The organism is Rahnella sp. ChDrAdgB13, from assembly GCF_017655185.1.
Classification (GTDB): domain Bacteria; phylum Pseudomonadota; class Gammaproteobacteria; order Enterobacterales; family Enterobacteriaceae; genus Rahnella; species Rahnella contaminans.
Genome location: NZ_JAEMGT010000035.1, coordinates 1 through 20,709, shown reverse-complemented (window position 1 = coordinate 20,709; position 20,709 = coordinate 1). Strand labels below are relative to the sequence as shown.

General features: G+C 51.3%; 29 protein-coding genes and 1 pseudogene. 14 read left to right on the top strand and 16 right to left on the bottom strand.

Features of this window, described 5'->3' with window-relative positions; genetic code table 11:
* Nucleotides 1-6: 6 nt before the first annotated feature.
* The 12 genes from msrQ (at nt 7) to J8X26_RS12070 (ending at nt 10,923) form a co-directional block, all read left to right on the top strand.
* On the top strand, nt 7-609 hold the full coding sequence (msrQ, locus tag J8X26_RS12125) for a protein-methionine-sulfoxide reductase heme-binding subunit MsrQ (RefSeq protein WP_152327366.1): 603 nt from the start codon (nt 7-9) through the stop codon (nt 607-609).
* Between the two features lie 241 nt (nt 610-850).
* Nucleotides 851-1,303, top strand: a complete 453-nt coding sequence (gene aroQ, locus J8X26_RS12120; protein ID WP_152327367.1) for a type II 3-dehydroquinate dehydratase — start codon at nt 851-853, stop codon at nt 1,301-1,303.
* 32 nt (nt 1,304-1,335) lie between these two features.
* Nucleotides 1,336-1,800 carry an acetyl-CoA carboxylase biotin carboxyl carrier protein gene (accB, locus tag J8X26_RS12115; protein WP_104924226.1) on the top strand — a complete coding sequence of 155 codons (465 nt, stop codon included), beginning with the start codon at nt 1,336-1,338 and terminating at the stop codon, nt 1,798-1,800.
* An 11-nt stretch (nt 1,801-1,811) separates the two neighbouring features.
* On the top strand, nt 1,812-3,161 hold the full coding sequence (gene accC, locus J8X26_RS12110; protein ID WP_101074928.1) for an acetyl-CoA carboxylase biotin carboxylase subunit: 1,350 nt from the start codon (nt 1,812-1,814) through the stop codon (nt 3,159-3,161).
* Between the two features lie 75 nt (nt 3,162-3,236).
* Nucleotides 3,237-3,485 (top strand): YhdT family protein, encoded by a 249-nt coding sequence (locus tag J8X26_RS12105; protein ID WP_104924224.1) that lies wholly within the window; start codon nt 3,237-3,239, stop codon nt 3,483-3,485.
* Entirely contained in the window at nt 3,475-4,920 is a 1,446-nt protein-coding gene (gene panF / locus J8X26_RS12100) for a sodium/pantothenate symporter (protein WP_208951003.1), read from the top strand. Before J8X26_RS12105 ends, panF begins: the two co-directional genes overlap by 11 nt.
* Nucleotides 4,921-4,964: 44 nt before the next feature.
* Nucleotides 4,965-5,849 carry a 50S ribosomal protein L11 methyltransferase gene (prmA, locus tag J8X26_RS12095; RefSeq protein WP_208951002.1) on the top strand — a complete coding sequence of 295 codons (885 nt, stop codon included), beginning with the start codon at nt 4,965-4,967 and terminating at the stop codon, nt 5,847-5,849.
* 147 nt (nt 5,850-5,996) lie between these two features.
* Nucleotides 5,997-6,734, top strand: a complete 738-nt coding sequence (locus J8X26_RS12090) for a carbonic anhydrase (protein WP_208951001.1) — start codon at nt 5,997-5,999, stop codon at nt 6,732-6,734.
* Nucleotides 6,735-7,133: 399 nt separating this feature from the next.
* Complete coding sequence (gene dusB, locus J8X26_RS12085; RefSeq protein WP_152327373.1) at nt 7,134-8,099, top strand: tRNA dihydrouridine synthase DusB; 966 nt, start codon at nt 7,134-7,136, stop codon at nt 8,097-8,099.
* A 21-nt stretch (nt 8,100-8,120) separates the two neighbouring features.
* The gene (fis, locus tag J8X26_RS12080; RefSeq protein ID WP_004097144.1) at nt 8,121-8,417 is read left to right on the top strand and encodes a DNA-binding transcriptional regulator Fis; all 297 of its coding nucleotides are present in this window, start codon (nt 8,121-8,123) and stop codon (nt 8,415-8,417) included.
* Nucleotides 8,418-9,118: 701 nt separating this feature from the next.
* A complete protein-coding gene (locus J8X26_RS12075) occupies nt 9,119-9,703 on the top strand; it encodes a hypothetical protein (RefSeq protein WP_208951000.1) in 585 nt (194 codons plus the stop codon).
* Nucleotides 9,700-10,923 (top strand): XRE family transcriptional regulator, encoded by a 1,224-nt coding sequence (locus J8X26_RS12070; RefSeq protein ID WP_208950999.1) that lies wholly within the window; start codon nt 9,700-9,702, stop codon nt 10,921-10,923. The genes J8X26_RS12075 and J8X26_RS12070 overlap by 4 nt, the downstream gene beginning before the upstream one ends.
* A 79-nt stretch (nt 10,924-11,002) precedes the next feature.
* On the opposite strand, the gene J8X26_RS12065 is transcribed toward J8X26_RS12070, so the two are convergent.
* Genes J8X26_RS12065 through J8X26_RS12055 form a run of 3 tightly spaced genes read right to left on the bottom strand, consistent with a single transcriptional unit; the run spans nt 11,003 to nt 12,236 of the window.
* Nucleotides 11,003-11,383 (bottom strand): hypothetical protein, encoded by a 381-nt coding sequence (locus J8X26_RS12065; protein WP_208950998.1) that lies wholly within the window; start codon nt 11,381-11,383, stop codon nt 11,003-11,005.
* A gap of 33 nt (nt 11,384-11,416) precedes the next feature.
* Nucleotides 11,417-11,758, bottom strand: coding sequence for a hypothetical protein (locus J8X26_RS12060; protein WP_208950997.1), 342 nt, complete (start codon nt 11,756-11,758; stop codon nt 11,417-11,419).
* Between the two features lie 43 nt (nt 11,759-11,801).
* Nucleotides 11,802-12,236, bottom strand: a complete 435-nt coding sequence (locus J8X26_RS12055; RefSeq protein ID WP_208950996.1) for a Dabb family protein — start codon at nt 12,234-12,236, stop codon at nt 11,802-11,804.
* Nucleotides 12,237-12,263: 27 nt separating this feature from the next.
* On the opposite strand from J8X26_RS12055, the gene J8X26_RS27970 reads away from it, so the two are divergent.
* Nucleotides 12,264-12,401: a hypothetical protein gene (locus J8X26_RS27970; protein WP_208950995.1), complete on the top strand. Its 138-nt coding sequence runs from the start codon at nt 12,264-12,266 to the stop codon at nt 12,399-12,401.
* A gap of 951 nt (nt 12,402-13,352) precedes the next feature.
* Here J8X26_RS27970 and J8X26_RS12045 read toward each other — a convergent pair.
* The 10 genes from J8X26_RS12045 to J8X26_RS12000 form a co-directional block, all read right to left on the bottom strand.
* Nucleotides 13,353-14,000: a hypothetical protein gene (locus J8X26_RS12045; protein WP_208951023.1), complete on the bottom strand. Its 648-nt coding sequence runs from the start codon at nt 13,998-14,000 to the stop codon at nt 13,353-13,355.
* Between the two features lie 19 nt (nt 14,001-14,019).
* Nucleotides 14,020-14,244, bottom strand: coding sequence for a PerC family transcriptional regulator (locus J8X26_RS12040; RefSeq protein WP_208950994.1), 225 nt, complete (start codon nt 14,242-14,244; stop codon nt 14,020-14,022).
* Nucleotides 14,241-14,765, bottom strand: coding sequence for a ProQ/FINO family protein (locus tag J8X26_RS12035; protein WP_208950993.1), 525 nt, complete (start codon nt 14,763-14,765; stop codon nt 14,241-14,243). Before J8X26_RS12035 ends, J8X26_RS12040 begins: the two co-directional genes overlap by 4 nt.
* Before the next feature lie 14 nt (nt 14,766-14,779).
* The gene (locus J8X26_RS12030; RefSeq protein ID WP_208950992.1) at nt 14,780-15,238 is read right to left on the bottom strand and encodes a single-stranded DNA-binding protein; all 459 of its coding nucleotides are present in this window, start codon (nt 15,236-15,238) and stop codon (nt 14,780-14,782) included.
* A 340-nt stretch (nt 15,239-15,578) separates the two neighbouring features.
* Nucleotides 15,579-17,714 (bottom strand): DUF927 domain-containing protein, encoded by a 2,136-nt coding sequence (locus J8X26_RS12025; protein ID WP_208950991.1) that lies wholly within the window; start codon nt 17,712-17,714, stop codon nt 15,579-15,581.
* Entirely contained in the window at nt 17,711-17,941 is a 231-nt protein-coding gene (locus tag J8X26_RS12020) for a hypothetical protein (RefSeq protein ID WP_208950990.1), read from the bottom strand. Before J8X26_RS12020 ends, J8X26_RS12025 begins: the two co-directional genes overlap by 4 nt.
* Complete coding sequence (locus J8X26_RS12015; RefSeq protein ID WP_208950989.1) at nt 17,931-18,173, bottom strand: DUF4222 domain-containing protein; 243 nt, start codon at nt 18,171-18,173, stop codon at nt 17,931-17,933. Before J8X26_RS12015 ends, J8X26_RS12020 begins: the two co-directional genes overlap by 11 nt.
* A gap of 9 nt (nt 18,174-18,182) precedes the next feature.
* Nucleotides 18,183-18,539: a hypothetical protein gene (locus tag J8X26_RS12010; RefSeq protein WP_208950988.1), complete on the bottom strand. Its 357-nt coding sequence runs from the start codon at nt 18,537-18,539 to the stop codon at nt 18,183-18,185.
* Nucleotides 18,532-18,723, bottom strand: coding sequence for a hypothetical protein (locus tag J8X26_RS12005; protein WP_208950987.1), 192 nt, complete (start codon nt 18,721-18,723; stop codon nt 18,532-18,534). Before J8X26_RS12005 ends, J8X26_RS12010 begins: the two co-directional genes overlap by 8 nt.
* Nucleotides 18,716-18,910 carry a host cell division inhibitor Icd-like protein gene (locus J8X26_RS12000; protein WP_208951022.1) on the bottom strand — a complete coding sequence of 65 codons (195 nt, stop codon included), beginning with the start codon at nt 18,908-18,910 and terminating at the stop codon, nt 18,716-18,718. The genes J8X26_RS12005 and J8X26_RS12000 overlap by 8 nt, the downstream gene beginning before the upstream one ends.
* Nucleotides 18,911-19,115: 205 nt before the next feature.
* Here J8X26_RS12000 and J8X26_RS11995 point away from each other — a divergent pair, with 205 nt between their 5' ends.
* Nucleotides 19,116-19,307 carry a YlcI/YnfO family protein gene (locus J8X26_RS11995; RefSeq protein WP_208951021.1) on the top strand — a complete coding sequence of 64 codons (192 nt, stop codon included), beginning with the start codon at nt 19,116-19,118 and terminating at the stop codon, nt 19,305-19,307.
* Nucleotides 19,308-19,627: 320 nt separating this feature from the next.
* Here the strand turns inward: J8X26_RS11995 and J8X26_RS27655 are convergent.
* The 3 genes and pseudogenes from J8X26_RS27655 to J8X26_RS27650 form a co-directional block, all read right to left on the bottom strand.
* Nucleotides 19,628-19,966 (bottom strand): annotated as a pseudogene (locus J8X26_RS27655) (ORF6N domain-containing protein); the annotation flags it as partial.
* A 35-nt stretch (nt 19,967-20,001) separates the two neighbouring features.
* Complete coding sequence (locus J8X26_RS11985; protein WP_244370531.1) at nt 20,002-20,226, bottom strand: AlpA family transcriptional regulator; 225 nt, start codon at nt 20,224-20,226, stop codon at nt 20,002-20,004.
* Between the two features lie 109 nt (nt 20,227-20,335).
* The gene (locus J8X26_RS27650; protein ID WP_307803470.1) at nt 20,336-20,650 is read right to left on the bottom strand and encodes a DUF6387 family protein; all 315 of its coding nucleotides are present in this window, start codon (nt 20,648-20,650) and stop codon (nt 20,336-20,338) included.
* Nucleotides 20,651-20,709: the final 59 nt, after the last annotated feature.

Sequence of the window (20,709 nt, the reverse complement as noted above, 5' to 3'; positions counted from 1 at the left end):
TTTATTATGCGTCGTTTACGCCCTGCAAATATCACCTGGCTGAAAGTCATCATCTGGCTTGCTGCCATTTTGCCGTTTTTCTGGCTCGTGCTTTCCGTCGATCAGGGCTGGTTCAGCGCCGATCCCGCGAAAGATATTCAGCATTTTACCGGTAGGATGACTCTGAAATTTTTACTGGTGACGTTGCTGGTCACGCCCCTCGCGCGCTACGGCAAACAGCCGCTGCTTATCCGCACCCGCCGTTTACTGGGTTTGTGGTGTTTTGCGTGGGGAACGCTGCACCTTCTCAGCTATTCGTTCCTGGAACTGGGCATCAGCAATATCCGTCTGCTCGGTAGCGAACTGATTTCGCGCCCGTACCTCACGCTGGGAATTATTTGCTGGATATTGCTGCTGGCACTGGCCTGCACCTCAACACTGTGGGCGCAGCGTAAAATGGGCGCATCCTGGCAAAAGTTGCATAACTTTATTTACCTGATCGCAATTCTTGCGCCGATCCACTACCTTTGGTCGGTGAAAGTGTTGTCGCCACAACCGATCATTTACGCAACACTTGCCATCATCTTGCTGGCATTTCGCTATAAAAAATTCCGCCAGTGGCTGCGATAAGAGCCGGAATTTTTCTGTGTTCAGCCCCTCATAATTCGGGTAATCCCCCCCTCATTCTCAGGACGAGGGTTGATTATCTTCGCTGATAAGACCAGTATTTAGCTGCGAATTGCCACGATATCATTATAATGCCCGACCTCATGCCGAAGAGTCGGGTCGATTTGCCGCGAAATAGGTGACAAATCGGTGACATCAGGGTATTTTCTACAATCTTTGTCTAATTGCCGGAGATAGGCTCACAATGGCGCATAAGTTTGACATTTTGCTACTTAACGGTCCTAACCTGAATTTGTTAGGCACCCGTGAGCCCGAAACGTACGGACACACCACGCTCAACGATATTGTTAAAGGTTTGGAAGTTCAGGCTGCAGCCGCTGAGGTCGCACTGAGCCATCTGCAATCGAACGCAGAACATGTCCTGATTGAACGCATTCATCAGGCACGCGGTAATGTCGATTTTATATTGATCAATCCCGCGGCCTTTACCCATACCAGCGTGGCGCTGCGCGATGCATTACTGGGGGTGTCGATTCCGTTTATCGAGATCCATCTGTCGAATGTACATGCCCGTGAAGCGTTCCGGCATCATTCCTATCTTTCCGACATCGCAGTGGGCGTTATTTGCGGACTTGGCGCAGATGGCTACCACTTTGCATTACAGGCAGCGGTTAACCGCTTGTCAAAAACCCACTAATTTCTACGCAAAAAGAGTACGGAATCACACCCATGGATATTCGTAAAATTAAAAAACTGATCGAACTGGTTGAAGAATCAGGTATTTCTGAACTGGAAATTTCTGAAGGTGAAGAGTCAGTTCGTATCAGCCGTGCTGCACCTGTGCAGGCTTATCCTATGATGCAACAGGCTTACGCGATGCCTGCACAACCACAGCCAGGTCTGGCTGCTGCGGTTGCGCCAGCTGCTGCGCCTGTAGAAGCGGCTCCAGCTGCAATCAGTGGTCACATCGTTCGTTCTCCAATGGTGGGTACATTCTACCGCACGCCAAGCCCTGACGCGAAAGCCTTCATCGAAGTGGGTCAGAAAGTCACCGCGGGCGATACCCTGTGTATCGTTGAAGCGATGAAAATGATGAACCAAATCGAAGCAGACAAATCCGGTGTTGTTAAAGCAATCCTGGTAGAAAGCGGCCAACCGGTTGAGTTCGACGAGCCGCTGGTCGTCATCGAATAACGAGGCGTACCATGGTAGATAAAATTGTTATCGCGAACCGCGGCGAGATTGCCCTGCGTATTTTGCGTGCCTGTAAAGAAATGGGCATCAAAACCGTTGCTGTGCACTCCACCGCTGACCGCGACCTGAAACACGTGCTGCTGGCAGATGAAACCGTCTGTATCGGCCCTGCACCTTCAGTAAAAAGCTATCTGAACATCCCTGCCATCATCGCGGCGGCGGAAATCACTGGCGCGGTGGCTATCCACCCTGGCTACGGTTTCCTGTCCGAAAATGCGGATTTCGCAGAGCAGGTTGAACGTTCTGGTTTTATCTTCATCGGCCCGAAAGCTGAAACTATCCGCCTGATGGGTGACAAAGTTTCTGCGATCCACGCGATGAAAGCAGCTGGCGTACCTTGCGTACCAGGCTCTGACGGCCCGCTGGGCGACGACATGGATTTAAACCGTGGCTTCGCAAAACGCATCGGCTATCCGGTCATCATCAAAGCCTCTGGCGGCGGCGGTGGTCGTGGTATGCGTGTTGTGCGCAGCGACAAAGACCTTGAGCAGTCCATCAACATGACCCGTGCGGAAGCCAAAGCGGCTTTCAACAACGACATGGTTTACATGGAAAAATACCTGGAAAACCCACGTCACGTGGAAATTCAGGTACTGGCAGATGGTCAGGGCAACGCCGTTTATCTGGCTGAACGTGACTGCTCCATGCAGCGCCGTCACCAGAAAGTGGTGGAAGAAGCGCCAGCACCAGGCATTACGGAAGAACTGCGTCGTTTCATCGGCGAACGTTGTTCCAAAGCTTGTGTGGATATCGGCTACCGCGGTGCGGGTACTTTCGAGTTCCTGTACGAAAACGGTGAGTTCTTCTTCATCGAAATGAACACCCGTATTCAGGTTGAGCATCCGGTTACCGAGATGATCACCGGTGTGGATTTGATTAAAGAGCAGCTGCGCATTGCGTCCGGCCAGCCACTGTCAATCAAACAAAGCGATGTGCATGTCAAAGGCCACGCGGTGGAATGCCGTATTAACGCGGAAGATCCAAACACCTTCCTGCCGAGCCCGGGCAAAATCACTCGCTTCCATGCACCAGGCGGCTTCGGTGTTCGTTGGGAATCGCACATTTACGCAGGCTACACTGTGCCTCCGTACTACGATTCCATGATTGGTAAACTGATCACTTACGGCGAAACCCGTGAAGTGGCCATTGCCCGCATGAAAAATGCGCTGGCTGAGCTGATCATCGACGGCATCAAAACCAACATTGAACTGCAAATGCGTATCATGGACGACGAGAACTTCCAGCACGGTGGAACCAATATCCACTATCTGGAAAAGAAACTCGGTTTGCAGGAAAAATAAAAGACCGTACCGTTGCGTACTCTCTTATCAAGGCCGGATATTCCGGCCTTTTTTACGTTTTGGGGGGACAGGAAAATGATCACTGATAAGCGTTTTCTGCAAGCTAACCGCGAAGCCCGCTGGGCCTTTGGGCTGACGATTGCCTATCTGCTGGCGTGGTGTTTCGCCGCCTATATTCCTGATGATAAACAGGGCATTACAGGGTTGCCGCACTGGTTCGAGATGGCCTGTCTGCTGGTACCTCTGGTCTTCATTCTTTTAAGCTGGCTGATGGTTCGCGTGATTTACCGCGATATTCCGCTGGAGGATCAAGATGCAAACTGAAGTTTTATTGCCGTTGATCGCCTATTTGCTGCTGGTTTTCGGCCTGTCGGTATATGCCTATACCCGCCGCCAGCAGGGCAATTTTCTGACCGAATATTTCCTCGGTAACCGCTCGATGGGTGGCTTTGTGCTGGCCATGACCCTGACCGCCACCTATATCAGCGCCAGTTCTTTTATCGGCGGCCCCGGTGCAGCTTATAAATTTGGCCTCGGATGGGTATTACTGGCGATGATCCAGTTGCCAGCCGTGTGGCTGTCGCTGGGCGTTCTGGGTAAAAAATTCGCGATTCTGGCGCGCCGCTACAATGCGGTTACGCTCAATGACATGCTGTTTGCGCGCTACCAGAGCCGTTTGCTGGTCTGGCTGGCGAGCCTGAGCTTGCTGGTGGCGTTTCTGGGTGCGATGACCGTGCAGTTCATCGGCGGCGCCCGCCTGCTGGAAACCGCCGCCGGAATTCCCTACGACACCGGTCTGCTGATTTTTGGTATCAGCATCGCGTTGTACACCGCATTTGGCGGCTTCCGCGCCAGCGTGCTCAACGATGCCATGCAAGGGCTGGTGATGTTGCTGGGCACTATTTTGCTGCTGTTTGCCGTGATCCACGCCGCCGGTGGCCTGCATACAGCCATCGATAAACTGCAACAGATTGACCCGAAACTTGTTTCCGTTCACGGCGGAGATGACGTTCTTTCACTGCCGTTTATGGCATCGTTCTGGATACTGGTGTGTTTTGGCGTTATCGGCCTGCCGCATACCGCCGTCCGCTGTATTTCCTACAAAGACAGTAAAGCAGTACATCGCGGGATTGTGCTCGGTACGATTGTCGTCGCGGTCCTGATGCTCGGTATGCATCTTGCCGGTGCACTCGGGCGCGCAATATTGCCGGATCTGAAGATTCCGGATCAGGTGATCCCGACGCTGATGATTACGGTGCTTCCGCCTTACGCTGCCGGTATTTTCCTTGCCGCACCGATGGCTGCGATTATGTCGACCATCAACGCACAGCTTTTACAGTCATCTGCGACTATCGTTAAAGACTTATACCTTGGCATCAAACCGGACCAGCTGGCGAACGAGCGCAAGCTAAAACGCTTCTCGAGCTGGGCGACGTTTGTGCTGGGTTTACTGGTTCTGCTGGCCGCCTGGCGTCCGCCTGAAATGATTATCTGGCTGAATTTGCTGGCTTTCGGCGGGCTGGAAGCCGTCTTCCTGTGGCCGCTGGTACTCGGTTTATATTGGGAACGCGCGAACGCGACGGGTGCGCTGAGCTCAATGATTGTTGGCGCGGTTTGTTATACCCTGCTCGCCAGTATCGACCTGCACATCGCCGGTCTGCATCCGATTGTGCCGTCGCTTTCGCTAAGTCTGCTGGCGTTTTATATCGGCAACAGATTTGGCTCCCCGGCGCGCGAAACCGCACTGAAGCCGTCCTGAGCGGGCGGTACTGATTTTTACAGATTGCTAAGAAGAGAATGGCTATGCCTTGGATCCAACTGAAAATTAATACTACCGGTGAAAACGCGGAAACGCTGAGTGACGCACTTATCGAAAGTGGCGCAGTGTCCGTCACCTTCCAGGATACGCACGATAATCCGGTATTTGAGCCGCTGCCGGGCGAAACCCTGCTGTGGGGCGATACCGACGCAATTGGCCTGTACGACGCCGAAACCGACATGGAAGAAGTGGTCGCTATGCTGGAAAACGAACCGCTGCTGGGCAAAGGTTTCGTGCATAAAATCGAACAACTCGAAGACAAAGACTGGGAACGCGAATGGATGGACAACTTCCATCCGATGCGTTTTGGCGAGCGTCTGTGGATTTGCCCGAGCTGGCGCGATGTGCCGGATCCGGATGCTGTGAACGTCATGCTCGATCCGGGTCTGGCATTTGGTACCGGCACGCACCCGACCACCGCAATGTGTCTGCAGTGGCTCGACAGTCTGAATCTGACCGATAAAACCGTGATCGACTTCGGTTGCGGTTCCGGCATTCTGGCGATCGCCGCGCTGAAATTAGGCGCTAAACACGTCGTCGGGATCGACATCGATCCGCAGGCAATTCAGGCCAGCCGTGATAATGCAGAACGTAACGGCGTTTCGGATCGTCTGTCGCTGTATCTGCCAAAAGACCAGCCGGAGAACCTGTCTGCCGACGTCGTTGTCGCAAACATTCTGGCAGGCCCGCTGCGCGAGCTTGCCCCGCTTATCAGCGTGCTGCCGGTTGCTGGTGGCCATCTGGGATTATCAGGCATTCTGGCCAGCCAGGCGCCAAGCGTCGCTGACGCTTACCGTGATAGGTTCGAACTGGATGCGGTTGCTGAGAAAGAAGAATGGTGCCGTATTACAGGCGTTAAAAAAGCCTGATTTGTTCCGTACAACCCTTTCTGTTTTGCAGAAAGGGTTAGTTTTATCCGAAAATCCTCCCTGCCCTCCTGTCACTCTGTTCCCTTCCGGCTAAAACCCTTAATATCAGCACGGTTTTTTTACTCAATGTTATGAAAGGGATATTACATGAAACGCGCATTACTGTCAGTTGTGCTGACCGCTTTGACATTTTCGGCTTACGCCAGTGAAACCCCGCACTGGTCTTACAATGGCGACGAAGCCCCGCAAAACTGGTCAAAACTCAGCCCGGATTTTCATCTTTGCGAACAGGGTAAAATGCAGTCCCCCGTCGATATCAAAGACGCCATGAAAGTGCATCCGCACCCGCTGGAACTCAGCTACACCTTACCGCCGGTGAACGTAGTCAATAACGGCCACAGCGTGCAGGTGAATGTCCGGGAAGGTGATTTTATTACCCTTGATGGCGAGAAGTTCGTGCTTCAGCAATTCCATTTCCATGCGCCAAGCGAAAACACCATCAATGGTAAATCCTTCCCGATGGAAGCGCATTTTGTACACATGGATGCAGACGGCGAGATTGCCGTGGTGGCCGTGATGTTTGAAACCGGTGCCGCCAATCCTGAGCTGGGAAAAATCTTGCAACAGATGCCGGAAAAAATGGGTGAAACGGTAACGCTGAAAAGCAACGTCGCGCTGTCCGGCTTACTGCCGAAAAATCTGGCGCATTACCGCTTCAGCGGCTCGCTGACCACGCCGCCGTGTACTGAAGGCGTTCGCTGGCTGGTGATTAAACAGCCTCTGACGCTCTCTGAGCAGCAGTTAGAGAAATTTCAGCATGTTCTTCATCATGCAAATAACCGCCCCGTACAAAGCCTTCACGGTCGCGTGATTGTCGCGGAATAAAACCTCAGAACATCAGGGCCACAGAACCGGCCTTTGTCGCCCTGAAACCTTTCTGAAAACAAGAAATCATCCGAACGTAAAATAAGTCACTTTCTGACCAAAAGACGATCTGCATCACAGAATTTTGTGGTAGTTGCTGCTTAAAACGACAAATCTACCCTTAGATTCAACTGATATAACAGGATGTTTCAGAGAGATGTCAGGAATTTGCACAAGCGCACAATTTGACCGTTGTCACATAACCCAATGTAAAACCAAGATAAAAAATCTAGTTGCGCTGAATTTCACCATTGGCAAGGTATTTTCTTATCCAATTGCTCAAAGTTTGGCCTTTCATATCGCAACGAAAATGCGTAATATACGCGCCCTTGCGGACATCAGTATGGTCATTCCTAGTTCATGCGCATCGGACACATCCAGCTCACAAATTGCCTGATTGCGGCCCCAATGGCCGGTATCACTGACCGACCATTTCGTGCCTTATGTCATGCGATGGGGGCTGGAATGGCAGTATCTGAAATGCTCTCCTCCAATCCGGAGGTATGGCGGACGGATAAGTCACGTTTGCGCATGGTACATAACGATGAACCCGGGATCCGTGCCGTGCAAATTGCCGGCTGTGACCCCGAAGATATGGCGGCGGCTGCACGAATTAACGTGGAAAGCGGTGCGCAAATCATTGATATCAATATGGGCTGCCCGGCCAAGAAAGTGAACCGCAAACTGGCAGGTTCTGCATTATTGCAGTATCCGGATTTGGTTAAACAAATCCTCACTACCGTTGTGAATTCGGTAGATGTGCCAGTCACGTTGAAAATTCGTACTGGTTGGGCACCGGAACACCGTAACTGTGTACAAATTGCCCAATTGGCTGAAGACTGTGGAATTCAGGCCCTGACTATTCATGGCCGAACCCGTGCCTGTCTCTTCAATGGAGAGGCAGAGTACGACAGTATTCGGACAGTTAAGCAGAGTGTTTCCATTCCGATTATCGCGAATGGCGACATAACTGACCCGCATAAAGCCAGGGCGGTGCTCGACTACACCGGAGCTGATGCTCTGATGATAGGACGTGCCGCTCAGGGGAGACCCTGGATCTTCCGGGAAATCCAGCATTATCTGGACACAGGGGAGCTGTTACCTCCACCGCCTATGGGTGAGGTTCAGCGCTTGTTAATAGGGCACGTACGGGAATTGCACGACTTTTATGGTCAAGGCAAGGGATTCCGTATCGCCCGTAAGCACGTTTCCTGGTATCTCCAGGAGCATGCCCCGAATGACCAGTTTCGGCGCTCCTTCAACGCCATAGAGGATGCCAGCGAACAGCTGGAGGCGTTGGAAGCATATTTCGAAAATCTTGCGTAACAAAAAAGAGCTGACAGAACTATGTTCGAACAACGCGTGAATTCTGACGTACTGACCGTTTCTACCGTAAACTCACAAGACCAGGTGACTCAAAAACCTCTGCGTGACTCGGTAAAACAAGCACTTAAGGGCTATTTCGCTCAATTGAATGGTCAGGACGTGAATGACCTGTATGAGTTGGTATTGGCTGAAGTTGAACAGCCACTGTTGGACATGGTGATGCAGTACACCCGTGGCAACCAGACTCGTGCGGCCCTGATGATGGGTATCAACCGCGGTACGCTGCGTAAGAAATTGAAAAAATACGGCATGAACTGATAGTATCCAGTTAACGTATTGAAAAAAGGCGCTTTTATCTTAAACGGTGAGCGCCTTTTTCTTTTTACGTGATACACCACGTGATACACAGCAATTTGTGTGCTCAAAATATCGACTATAAAAAGCGTCACGATGCTAACTCCTTACACTGGTCGGCCAGCCCCCAATCCTTTGCTGATTACCTCACGCGCAGTGATCTGATAGCCGTTGTGATAACCAGCCGCGCCGGTCACTGTTAACCACTTCCCCGCTGGTGAATCATCAGCCCTTGTGCCAGCAAGTCAAACCCGATTACTTGCACATCGGGTACAGGCTGTGCTTCTCCGACTCCAATAACACAGCAAGATTATCAGTCATGACAAACGTTTCTTATTTAATCAATATGTTAAAACAATTTAAATGCTGATTTTTTATGAAGCGCTTTTACTTTGGGTACAGCGAAAAACCAATTGCTAAAAAATCACATCCCCCAAATGGTAGGGGGCGAACTGGGGGCATATGATGCTTTTCCATCCAGGCAGGATGAACCATTTAGAACTTGCTACAGTTGTCGGTATGAGAAATGGTGAAATCACATTTAAATCTGGACACACGAAAAAAATAAGGTGTAAAATCTCGATTAACGAAAATAACAAAGGCGTATAAGCATGCGAGATGACATCCCCCGTACTCTGGTTGAAAACTTGCCCAAGGATCTGGTCATGGGTATTTACGATGCACTTATCGCAGGTGCTGAGCGAGCTTATACTCGTTCAAAATATGACAATGACGGTCATAGAAAAACGATCCTTGGTAACTTACGCAACTGGTGTATGAATGAGGAGTTTTCTAAGGCGCTTCTCGCTGCTGAGTGCACGGCTACAAAGTTAAAGGGCAATCAGTTGGTTGTCGGGAAAAGTGGGATTGTAAACGTAGGCCGCATCAATGATAACAATGTTGCATGGAACAACTTAGGTCGTAGCAAAACACGCCGTGATCTAGCCTCCTACAACCAATATGTTGAATCTTTGATTCAGCCTGGTCTTTTCGATACGCCTGATAAAATCCCTGTAGTCACTGCGTTTTTTCTAGCTCGCTTTTCCGGTAGTCTTATCACACAACCCGAGACACCTATTTCTGTAGAAATTGTGATACCGAGTGCTGATATGAAACATTGGTTATTTCGTGAGCCAGTAGAGTTATTTTTGAACCGTTATAATGTAGTACCTGTTCAGAAGGATGATGCTAATCCGACGCTTAAACGTGGCTCTATCCCGAAAGATGGTACTGAGGAAGATGATGTATGAGCCGTGGAATCACTGAATTTCAACCGGATCGATTGATGCAAGTACTTGCGGCCCGGCGGCTATCACAAACTCAATTAGCCACGATGGTTGGAGTGTCGCCAGCAACGATAAGTAAATGGCGCTCTGGTCAGCAAGCCCCGGAGTCCGATGCATTGGAGCGACTGGCCTCAGTGGTGAATGTAACCCCCGAATGGTTCACCCGTCCCATGCTTCCTAGCATGTCTAAACCGCTGTTCCGGAGCAACGCTTCTGCGCATGTGGCCGCACGGGCAATGCTTGAAGCCCGTCTTGAATGGGCTAATGAGTTAGTTACCAAGCTAACTGAGTTTGTAGATCTTCCTGAATTGAAGCTACCTTATCGAAATTTCACGAATATTGATGAAATAAGCGATGCTGATATTGAAGATGCTGCCAACGAATGCCGCCAACTTTGGAATCTTGGTACAAAAGAGATCCCCGACCTAGCTCTGGCAGCAGAAAGTAATGGTATTGTCTTGGTGAGAGAGGAAACAGGGATTGCTCAGATAGAAGGGTTATCAGCCTGGAATGAATCCCTTGGAATTCCCTACGTTTTACTTTCTTCTGATAAAGGTAATGCATTCCGTAGTCGCTTCGATCTTGCTCATGAAATTGGACATCTGATACTTCATCGTTACGTCGGGAATGAGTTGGAAGCAGAACGATACAAGCTTAAGGAAAGCCAGGCTCACAAATTTGCCGGGGCGCTTCTATTACCTGCTGAAACGTTTGCCGAGGAAGTGAAAACACCCGTGACTCTTGATACCCTTCTTCTGACTAAGCAACGTTATGGAATATCTGTTGCAGCCAGCATAATGCGCCTACATGCGTTAAATATCATTTCAGATGAAGAGAAACAGAACCTCTATAAACGCCGTTCGGCACGCTGGGGGGTTAAATCTGAACCAGGTGATGATTATCGAGAACCGGAAAAACCGCGTCTACTTAAACGGACTGTCGAACTTCTCGCATCTTCCGGGATCATTGCAGTTGATGGCTTATCGAATTTTGCAGGGTTATCCGCTATTGATGTAGAAATGTTGGTTGGTTTACCTGAGGGCTATCTCACCAGCAAAAAAGCAGCGGTGGTACATTTGGCTCGTTTGAAATCGATGTTGTCTGAACGTCGCGAAGAACATAGTGCTCAGCAAGGTGGAACATTAGTAGAGTTCAGGCGGCCCTCAAAACGATCAACTTCTTGATTATTAATAGCAACGCTGCTGCCATGACATACAACACAATAAAAGGGCTTATATATTTCGGCCCTTTTTATCCTCGGAATTATGCCGTTTGCGCCATAGCAACGACCATTGCCTCTGGTTCATCAAGCCGGTTAACCCAAACGTTAAAACATGCATCTGGCGCAGTACCGGGAGACGGCAGAGCGAAACGGTAATTCTTTGCCAGAAACTCCCCGACGATCGGAACTGAGGCCCAAGGTCGCAAGAAGTTGAAGAACGGCAACGCCGGCACACTCTGCGTCAGGTAATGCAGGCCATTGTATTTTCGCATCCATACACCGGGCGGCGTCATGGCATGTTTCCCCACATAGCCATCAATCGCTTCTATCAATTCCGGCCCATAGCCGATATTCAATTCATCCAGCGTCAGTAGGCTGCGCTTTGGGTCATGGGTGAGCATCAATTCCAGGGTAAGTAACATCGTCCGTTCCTATGGTTATACCGGGCAAGGGGGCTAATGAATTTTTCCGCTGTGCGACCTACCGTCTATGCGGGTTTTATCGAATTCGCGTTCCAGTTCGTCCAACTCAAGCGGACGTTTGACCAGCGTCACCAGTTGCGGTGCCACGTTCCAGCGTCTGCCGCCTTCGGTGTGCACTGTTACCGATTTCTTGTTGAGGCGCACCAGCACACCGACGACCTCACCTTCGTCCGTCGTGAAGCGCACCACATCGCCAGGGCGAAACTGTGTCATACCTTGCTGCGCCTGCTGGCGCTGCAACTCCCGTAACCGGTCAACAATGCGGTTGTGCAGCGCTATCAATTCGGCCTCTGACAGCCGTTCAATGTCGATCATTTGCTGGTGGTCTCCCATGACCCGATACGGGCTACGATTAAAATCAATATGCTGCGCTCGAAACGCTGCTGTTTGGCGGCAGCACCGGGTAATCCAGAACAACAATATTGCCCAGTAGCGGACGAAATATCGCCTTCAACGCCTCATGCCTGGGGTGCGGTAAATAACGTTGCCGGGCCTGCTCGTCCTGGAAGGTCATCAGCACGCAGTGAGTGTAACCGGCGTTCTTGTCTTCCGGGCTGTCGTTAATACCCCATTCAACAGCCTGCACGCCCTCGATGTGTTCCGGGATGTGCAAAAAGGCTTCGCGCACCTGCTCGATGGCTTCGGTTGAGGCATCAGTGGTGAACGTTATCAACAAAATGTGGCGTATCATCAAAATCCTCTCTATAGCTTTTAGCGTCATTTTCTGGACAAGTCGCAAGCTGTAACGCTGTCCTGCCCCATACAAGGCAAAGCTTGGCACGATTTCAGCCATTCCAATCCGTCATACCCTGTCAAAAATTTGGCTATTCGACTATCGCCTTGGTACCGGCTTCTTCCACTGATCGGCGGGCGTCGTCATGCGTTGCCGGTGCCGTTCCTTAGCTGCCAGGGTGGCCGCTACACCAGTGCGCAGATCCAGCAGGTCTTTGCTGTCTAGGGTGACGCCCTGCTGACGGGCTGCGCTGATTAGTGCCTGTTCTATGGAGTGGTGATCTAACACGGTGTTACCTCCCGGGATGGTTTGGCTCTCGCGGCTTGGATGTTATCAAATGTTATCATCCGGCTTACCTGTTCGCGGGAGGCGTGAGCGTTCCTATTTGTTCCTATCTTTCGGTGCTGAACCTTACTATTTCTTACTATTGGCACTACCAGCGAGTAGATGGGCTGAACGTTAACATTTGCATACATTCGGGGCGGCAAACGTCGCAATTTGTCGCGTTCCCACCAGCGGCAGAACCTTATCAAAACTTATCATCTGGCCACCGGCTCCGTTCGCCGTGTTTCACCGCGTTCGTGTTGCCGATTGGTGCGCCAGCGCTGGCACGTCGACCACCCCAACCGTTATAAAGCGTTAGGATTCGTTAGGTTGACACTTTCTACGCAAACTCCGGATCATTTCGGATCGGCTGGTTGACACTTTTGCGCAAATTCGCGAATTGATGTTGGGTTTTCTATACATCGAAAAGCCAGCGAATTACCTCAAGGCCAGCAAACTCGCGGCTTTCCTGCTGGTTTACACTTTTTCGAATCGGTTTCGTTTTTCGCAGGAAACCTTATCCGTTCTGTACACGAGGTTGACACTTTTCGCGAATAAGGCGGGGGATCCCGGTAGTTGGCCTATATAAAACTGTATACCGAACTCCGAATTCGTGGGGCAACTTGACACTTTTCGGGAAAATTCGCGAATTGAGCGATACATTCCGATACATCGGGTTGACGCTTTTCGTGATTTAACCTTAACAAATCTATACATCGACTCTCGAAAAAATACGATAGCCCCAGCCTCCACAAGGGGTATAGCGAGGTTTACACTTTCGTGAGTCGTCGTAAAAGTGTAAACCTGTCGGGTTTCGTATCTGGGCGAATTAATGAAAGTGTGCTGCACGCCTTACACTTCGTCAGCGTCTGATTCAAACCGATCAGCATAAACGGCCTTCACGTTACTTACGAATGGCTCTGATAGTGCAGCCAACCCGGCTTTTGTGACATTCTCCAACTCGGTATCGTCCAGACGTTTAGTGACCACCAACCAGCGCAGAAAGGTCAGCGCCTCAAGCTCAAACAGGTATGAATCGAAACGGTGAACCGTTTTATCCTGCTTAGCGTCGTAAAGCTCAATGCCGATAATGTATTCTTCGTCGCCGTCAACATCCACCGTTCTGACCTCCAGCCCTAACGCCTCCGCTGCATCCAGAACGCGATCCCTCAACTCATCCTCCGTTTCCGCTGGTGGATAAATATCGTCGAGTGTCAGCACCATGTTAGCCGCCTCCTGTACTGAAACGGTAAAAGGCTGATTTTTGACATCGGATAAATCTTCACCTTTTGAATACAGCGCTGCCCTGGGGGAAATATTCACCTTTTTATCTGGGTCGTGCCACGGATGAACCGCCGGACTATTTTTCAATTTCCGCTCTGAAGCATTCACATCAATCTTGCTACCGGACATCACAACATCGCCCTTGGCTATCCAGTCGTAGACGGTCTGGCGACTGACGCCGCGATGTTTGGCATAGGCCGCTTTGCTCATCAACATACGGTTTTCTCCTGTCACTCTAATATCCAGCCCCGGATTGCTGTTCCCGGTAGCGCTGTTCGTTCTGATAGCGGCGCTGGTCTGGTGTGATGCCGTTCGCCATCGCTATGCAATGCTGCCGGCGTAATGCGAGCCGCTCCCTTTCCGCATCGTCGGTACTGCTGTCCATCACATCCAGCCAGTAACGAGCGGCACGACGCCATAACCCGGCCAATTCTAATGCCTCGGCTTTCTCCGCTGTCATTCGTCCACACTCTGGGCCTGCTGCGCCGCGCGCTTTTTCTTGCTGGTGGATTTCAGCCCTGCCAGCAACACCCGGGCGTTTTCCTGCTGTTCAGGCGTTACCTCGCCGCATGGCTGGCCGTGCAGATCATAACGCTGGCCACCGGCAGCAATTGCACGCAAGTAGCACGGCGTTTGAGTCAGTGACGCCAGCGCCCACGCAATATGCTTCACCGTTAGCGGTAATTGTCGTGTGGCAGCATCGGCCTGCATATCGTCGTTGATCCCAACCTTAACCGGTTTGACCTCCCGGCGGTTGAACACCTGCGGGTAATGAACCTGCGCTCGCTGAATATGCGGGGATTTCCAACCACCAGCACCATGCTGGGATTTTTTTACCTGTCCTGCTGCGCCGGTGGGGCGTGGTGCTGTTTTTGTCGTGGTAGCCGTGCGTTGGGTGGGTTTAGTCACCGATGGTGCTGGCTCTCCTTGTTGGCGCATCTGCTGTTTAACCTGCTGCAACTGCTCTTGGATCGTGCTCACTGATCTGTCCTCGGTCAAAATGGCGCGTCATACGGCGGGGTTTGGTCGAAATCTTCCGGCTGTTGGTAAGGTGCTGGTCGCTGCCCTGCCTGCTGTGCTTCCGGTTTTACGCCCTGATTTGAGGCGTTTTTCTGATTGGTTGGCCCGCTGCCTGGTCGCACCGTTCTGGCGCTGACCACCGAATCAGCCACCACCTGGTAGCCGCTGGCGGTGCTGCCGTCCTGCGCTGTCCACTGGTTAACCTGCATATTGCCGGACACGCTCACCATATCGCCCTTGCTGTGACGCGCCAGCGCATCGGCCTGTTTACCAAAGGCCACAACGCCCAGCCAGAAAGGAGCCTCGCCGTTCTCTGCACTGTGGCACGGCAGAGATACCACCAGCCGTGCGAATGCCATCGTATTGCCATTGCTGGTGGGTTTGCTCTGCACATCGGCCACCAGCCGGCCGTATGCTGCTATTTGTGCTGTCATGCTCTTACTCCAATAAAAAACACCTATAGATCAACAAAAGTAGTTATCCCACTTGTCCCACTTATCCCAGCAAGCGTAACTCAATGATTTAGTTGGTACTGAGTTTTATTTCTGGGATAAGTCACCCTCATTTTGGGACAAGTTGGCCCGTTTTCGACTTGTCCCAGGTACCAGCAGCGAAGATTTATCCCAAAATTGCCACGACTTATCCCAAAACGCCCTCGACTTGTCCCACTTTTATCCCAGAACAACACTTTCACATCCATATATAACAACAGGTTAACCAATAAAGCATACCTCTGGGATAAGTGGGATAAGTGTTTTTACACGCACATGTAAGCTATTCGGCTTCGCTTTCCTCTGATTCCGGCGCAAAGAGCAGAACGTAAGTCCATGGACGGGCGTTGTTTAAGTGCTTCAACCGCGGGGTTCTTATTTGCCAATTTTTGCCGCTGGCGGGCCTTTTGAGCATTCCGGCTTCATGGAGAACTCGCGCGGCGGCGTCTTTGTTGTGAGTTCCAGCAACGTGTTTTTTAAACGGTGCAGGCAGCACATAGAACAACATAGGATCATCGAACTGTTCGCCGTTATCGCGATACCCCATTAGTTCGGAGATCGGCAAATCTCGCGGGTCATAGTCCAGTGGGGCGAACCGGCTCATACCATAGGCATTAAGGAATTCCTCTGCCTGCTCAATAATCTGTTGGTACTCTTTGTTGCCGGTACCGAATTCCTTTACCCAGGCGTTAAAGCTGTGCTGAATGGCATCTCGACACGCCTGCGCATCCCAACCGGTAATATGGGCCGCCAGTATCAGCGCCGCTTCCATCAACGCGAATTTTTCCCCGACACGGTGGATCTGTTCGCCGTAACTTTCCGGGATAAGTCCGCGCCAACGTTCACGCGCTGCGCCTGCGGCCTCCTGCGCCTCCTGCTGGTGGTCGGCAAGCCAACGCACCCACTCACGACCCGCCGCGCCATGGTGAGCCGTCCAAGCATCACGCAGGGCGTCCGCATGGGCCTTGCCTGACGGTAGACCATGAAATATGGTCGTTTTCTCCATCGGCACATTGAGTAAGCGCACCAGTTGGCCGGCCTTGGGTTTAATGCCGTGGCTCAGCAGATAGGTTTCAATGTCCATTTCCCCGGTACTGATCGCTACCGTTCGCCAGCGTTTTAACTCACGGTTGCCGCCATCTTTAGCACCCTGCAGTTTTCCCGAACCGTTAAACAGCGTGTAAGCCGAGGTGGCGACAGATTTGGGATCTGCCCCCTGGCCGACTTCATCCAGCGCAAGCAGCCCGTCATGGTGCGCCTGTGCTTCGTTGGCAATACCCAATGCGGTGCCGTACCACGTCAGGCGCAGCATTTCAGGATTACCGTAGAGGCTGCTGGCAATATTCGCTGTGGTGGTTTTCCCGGCGCTAGACTGCTGGAAAAAGTGCACACCAAAACCGTCAGCGCCCACCAGCCCCACCAATGGCGCAACCAGCGCAGCAGCAACGCCCAGCATCATAGACGGATTGCCCGCCACCAGCGCGGCCACATTGTCACGCCAGCTATCCGCCGTGCCTGCCACGGTATACCCCGAAGCGGTAGCGCTGCGGCCATGGAATACAACGCGCCTCTGGCTGTCACCGATAATCTCCCCGTCAGGCATGATATAAACGCCGTGCTGCCAGCCAGACAGTGTGGCGACGTTCCACAGTTCCCCGGTATCACTGTCCGTCAAATGGTCGGCAAGGATAGCGCGGAGGTGAGGTTTCGCCGTGACGCGCAGCCCCCGATTACTCAGCCTTGCCCAACCTTCACGATTACCAATATCACCGGCCGGGATAGCCTCCGTTCGCTCGGGGCGGTTTCCGGTCGGTTGCCAGCGCAAAATAACAAAGTCGCTGCCGTCACCTTCACCGGCTCCCAGCACGTCCACCGCACCACACAGCCATTGCCCAGGGCGGATCACTTCCCCAGACTGCTTATCAATTTTGGGCGTCACCCAATACAAGCCGCCAGTGCGGGATTCTACGCGGGGGGCCAGCTCATCCGCCGGTGCACGATGACCGCTTGCCTTGCGCATTTCCTCAACCAGGCTTTCCCCCCGTTCAGCATCATCACGCAGCCTGGCCAGATACCCCCGCCAGTTTTCCGGTTCCCTGTCGGGAATACCCTTGTAGAGTTTCGCCTCCTGCACGCCCGCCAGCGCTAATTTTTCGCCAATGGCATTAATCTGGAGGGGTTCGATCTCGCCAGCTAAATAAACGCGGGCAGATTGTCGCCCTTTGTCGATAATGCGCAGGTTACCCAGCTCGGCCAGTTGTTTGCCGCCCAGATAAATAGGCGGAATATTATCACCGTGCCTTTTCCCCTCGCTCTCAATCCAGTGCTGAGCGTGGGCGTAAGCGTCAGCCCCGGCGAAAATAATTGCCTCAGTGAGTTTATCCTTTGGCAGTTGCTTAACGTTCGGTGCGAATTTCATGCTGTCACCTGTGCCGCTGGTGGAATAACCAGATAACCCGCCATGCCGGCAGCATTCAGAAAGGACTCAAGCGAGCCGGTAAATTCATTGCTGCGCAGTGGGTAATGACCCTTTTCTACGCCGTTCTCCATCTGCACAATCATCATGCCGGTAAAACCTGCTTTGATATTCAGATCCACGGTAACGGTAATCGTGGATGCACTCTGATTGGACGAATTAATTTTCATGGTGAGATCCTACCGTTAACGTGAAATCGCTAAGGAAACGTGACGTGGGCATTTCACACGGAAATTCATACCCATCACGAATAAATTTCACTCGGTAAATACTGGCCCCGGTCACCGTTACCTTATTTCCGCGATTATCTTTCCAGCACTGGCCGGAGTAAGGAATATCGGCGTTCTCTGTTTTCGGGGTGAGTTTAGCCCCCGGCTGGTGGCCGGTTAATTTTCTGCTCATTATTTCCCCTTACTGTTTGGTGTCTGGCTTTTTCGTGATAATGCCGACTTGCTGCGCCACCTCGGCAATATCGCCGAGCGTCGTCACAACGTGGTTAGGTGATAATTCTTGCTGGCGGATCACTTCGCCGTTCAGCGCGGTCACAAGGATTTGTCCGGTAAACTTCGTCGGAACCGTAATTTTCTGGAACCCATCGCCGCAACGCCTGGCTAATTCAATAAACGCATCGAGAGAACAAACCAAGTGATCACCGGGAACGGGAATATCTGATTTAACATGCCCATCCTCCAAATAAAGCATCACGCGGCCTGTGAAGTCAGGGGCGGCATACAGATTGACGGTAAGCAGAGGGGTTTGACTATGCATTGTCGGCCTCCACCAGCACTACCGCGCTCGTAAAGCGAATGAGGCAATAACCCTCTGCAATGGCGCTATGTAGAGCACCATCCGTTGCTGGCTCTGCACTTTCAGCGATCACATCGTATTGGATGCCGACAGTATGGCCGCGCCGATTTACGGCGTAGCCTGTGACACGGAAGATTTTAACCATGTGTCACCCCCAGCGCCGGCAGACGGCCAGCAAATACCAGAACAAAACGGCCTACCAGCAAAGAACGGGCTTCGCGCTCGCTGGCGGCGGCGATCTGCTCGCGGTGAGGGTGGGCCTGTGGATTGGCACGGACTACGGCCAAAAACAGGAAGGTGAAGCGCTGCGGCGCTGTGGTATGATTTCTCATAGCTACCTCGATACGTTGACTATCGTTGTGGTCAGAGGCCCGGTTAGTGTCCCCACACTGCCGGGCTTCGCTATTTGTGCAGCACCTGTGGATAAGGTGTGTAAACAAAATTAACTCATGGTGTGTAAACAAATCAACCCTTTTTTTTATGCCATGCATGTTGTATTTTGTATACACACCAATATCACTAGCCATGGGCTTTGAAATGACCACAGGGAATAAAAACGGCAAGTCGACATACAAGGGAATACGGTTCCCTAATGAGTTAATCGATAACATCGACACCAGCGTAGAGCGAGAGAAAACAGATAACCCTACCGCCAATTTCTCCGCTTGGGTGCTGGATGCCTGCGGGCGCAAACTCAAGGCGGAGCAACGGAAAAAGTCAAAAGACTGAGAACCAAGGAGATCGCGTAATATGTTGAAAACACTAATATGGATTGTTGCCGTTATTGTTGTCTTATATTTTGGTAATGCTGGCATCACCTGGCTAAAAGGGCTGGTTTCGGGTGAGGTTAAGTTATGCCATGATCCAGAATCTAAGGATTTAGGTAAATTTGTTGACTGTTCGAGTATTGAGCCAAAAGGCTGATTCTGATCCAGGCAGCACCAAAGGGCGGGGCCGTTATCCTCGCCCTTTTTTCTTGCCGTTGTCCCACCAGCTAGACGACTGCGCATGTCAAGTTTTGACAAGTTCCCGACCTGGGCGAAGCCTGATTCAGTTATCAGCGTGATCTTGCCGCGAATGGCGCTGTTCATTTTTTGCCTGGGCGTTTCATACCCCTGGCTAAATTGGTTACTTTTTTGCCGGTATGTTTGATGCCCCCTGTCTAAGTATCCAGTGCTCCCCCAATCGACAGTTGACGCAGGGAAAAGGCCGGCGAACGTCTGCCGATGTAATACGTCGTCAGATAGATCAAAAAAGTGCCGATTTTCAGTAAAGCGATGACGATGGCGGCGGAATGTTGCCGCTGCGGTGCCATCTGGACGCTGATGGGCTGCATCCACCATCGCGAACGTGACCACGCGCAGCCCTTGGAACTCCACCAGCGGCATAGAGTTGTTGTGTATGGTTATGCCGTTATGCATGGTTAGCCCACCTTATCCTTGCCTGTTACAGCTACAACAGGCCGCGCAGCCAACCATGATTGAATTTCGGAATGGAGCCAACCAACAGCACGGCCCCCCAAATTACGGCGGGCAGGGAATTTCCCTTTTTTCTCCAGCTCATAGCGGGCTGTACGGCAAAGCCCGGTAAGGTGTCTGCATTCCTGCTCACGTATAGTGCGATCAGAAATCGTAATTTCGTTGTTCATAAAGAAATGTCCTCGTTCATCAATGTTCGAGGACATTCTCTAAGCTCAAATTAGCTATTACACTGGATGAAAACAAAAAAAATTCTTCTTAAGAAAAACATAAAGGGATTCAGTCTTTATTTATTTTATACTCATCCATTAATTTATAAGTTTTAGCCCTGATTTTTTCTAAAAAAGGGATTACAGTTTGCTCAAGGCCAAAGCCATCCCGTTCGCCATTAGGATAAATCATCAATGACAGCACTCGCTTAGGAATCCTTCTCTTTGTTCCATTCGTATATATCTTCGCAAGTTCTAGTAAATCTATTAGAGGTATGATTTTGTAAGATAGAATCCTATCTCTAATATAACTCCAGCTCCTTTTCTTTTCTGGCTCATTAATATTTAATTCACTGCGCCATACAGGAAGTAACTTAGAACCTATCCCAAAAGGAATTGTCAGTTAATAAGTAATGGCAATTTTTGAGGGAAGTATGGCAGGCA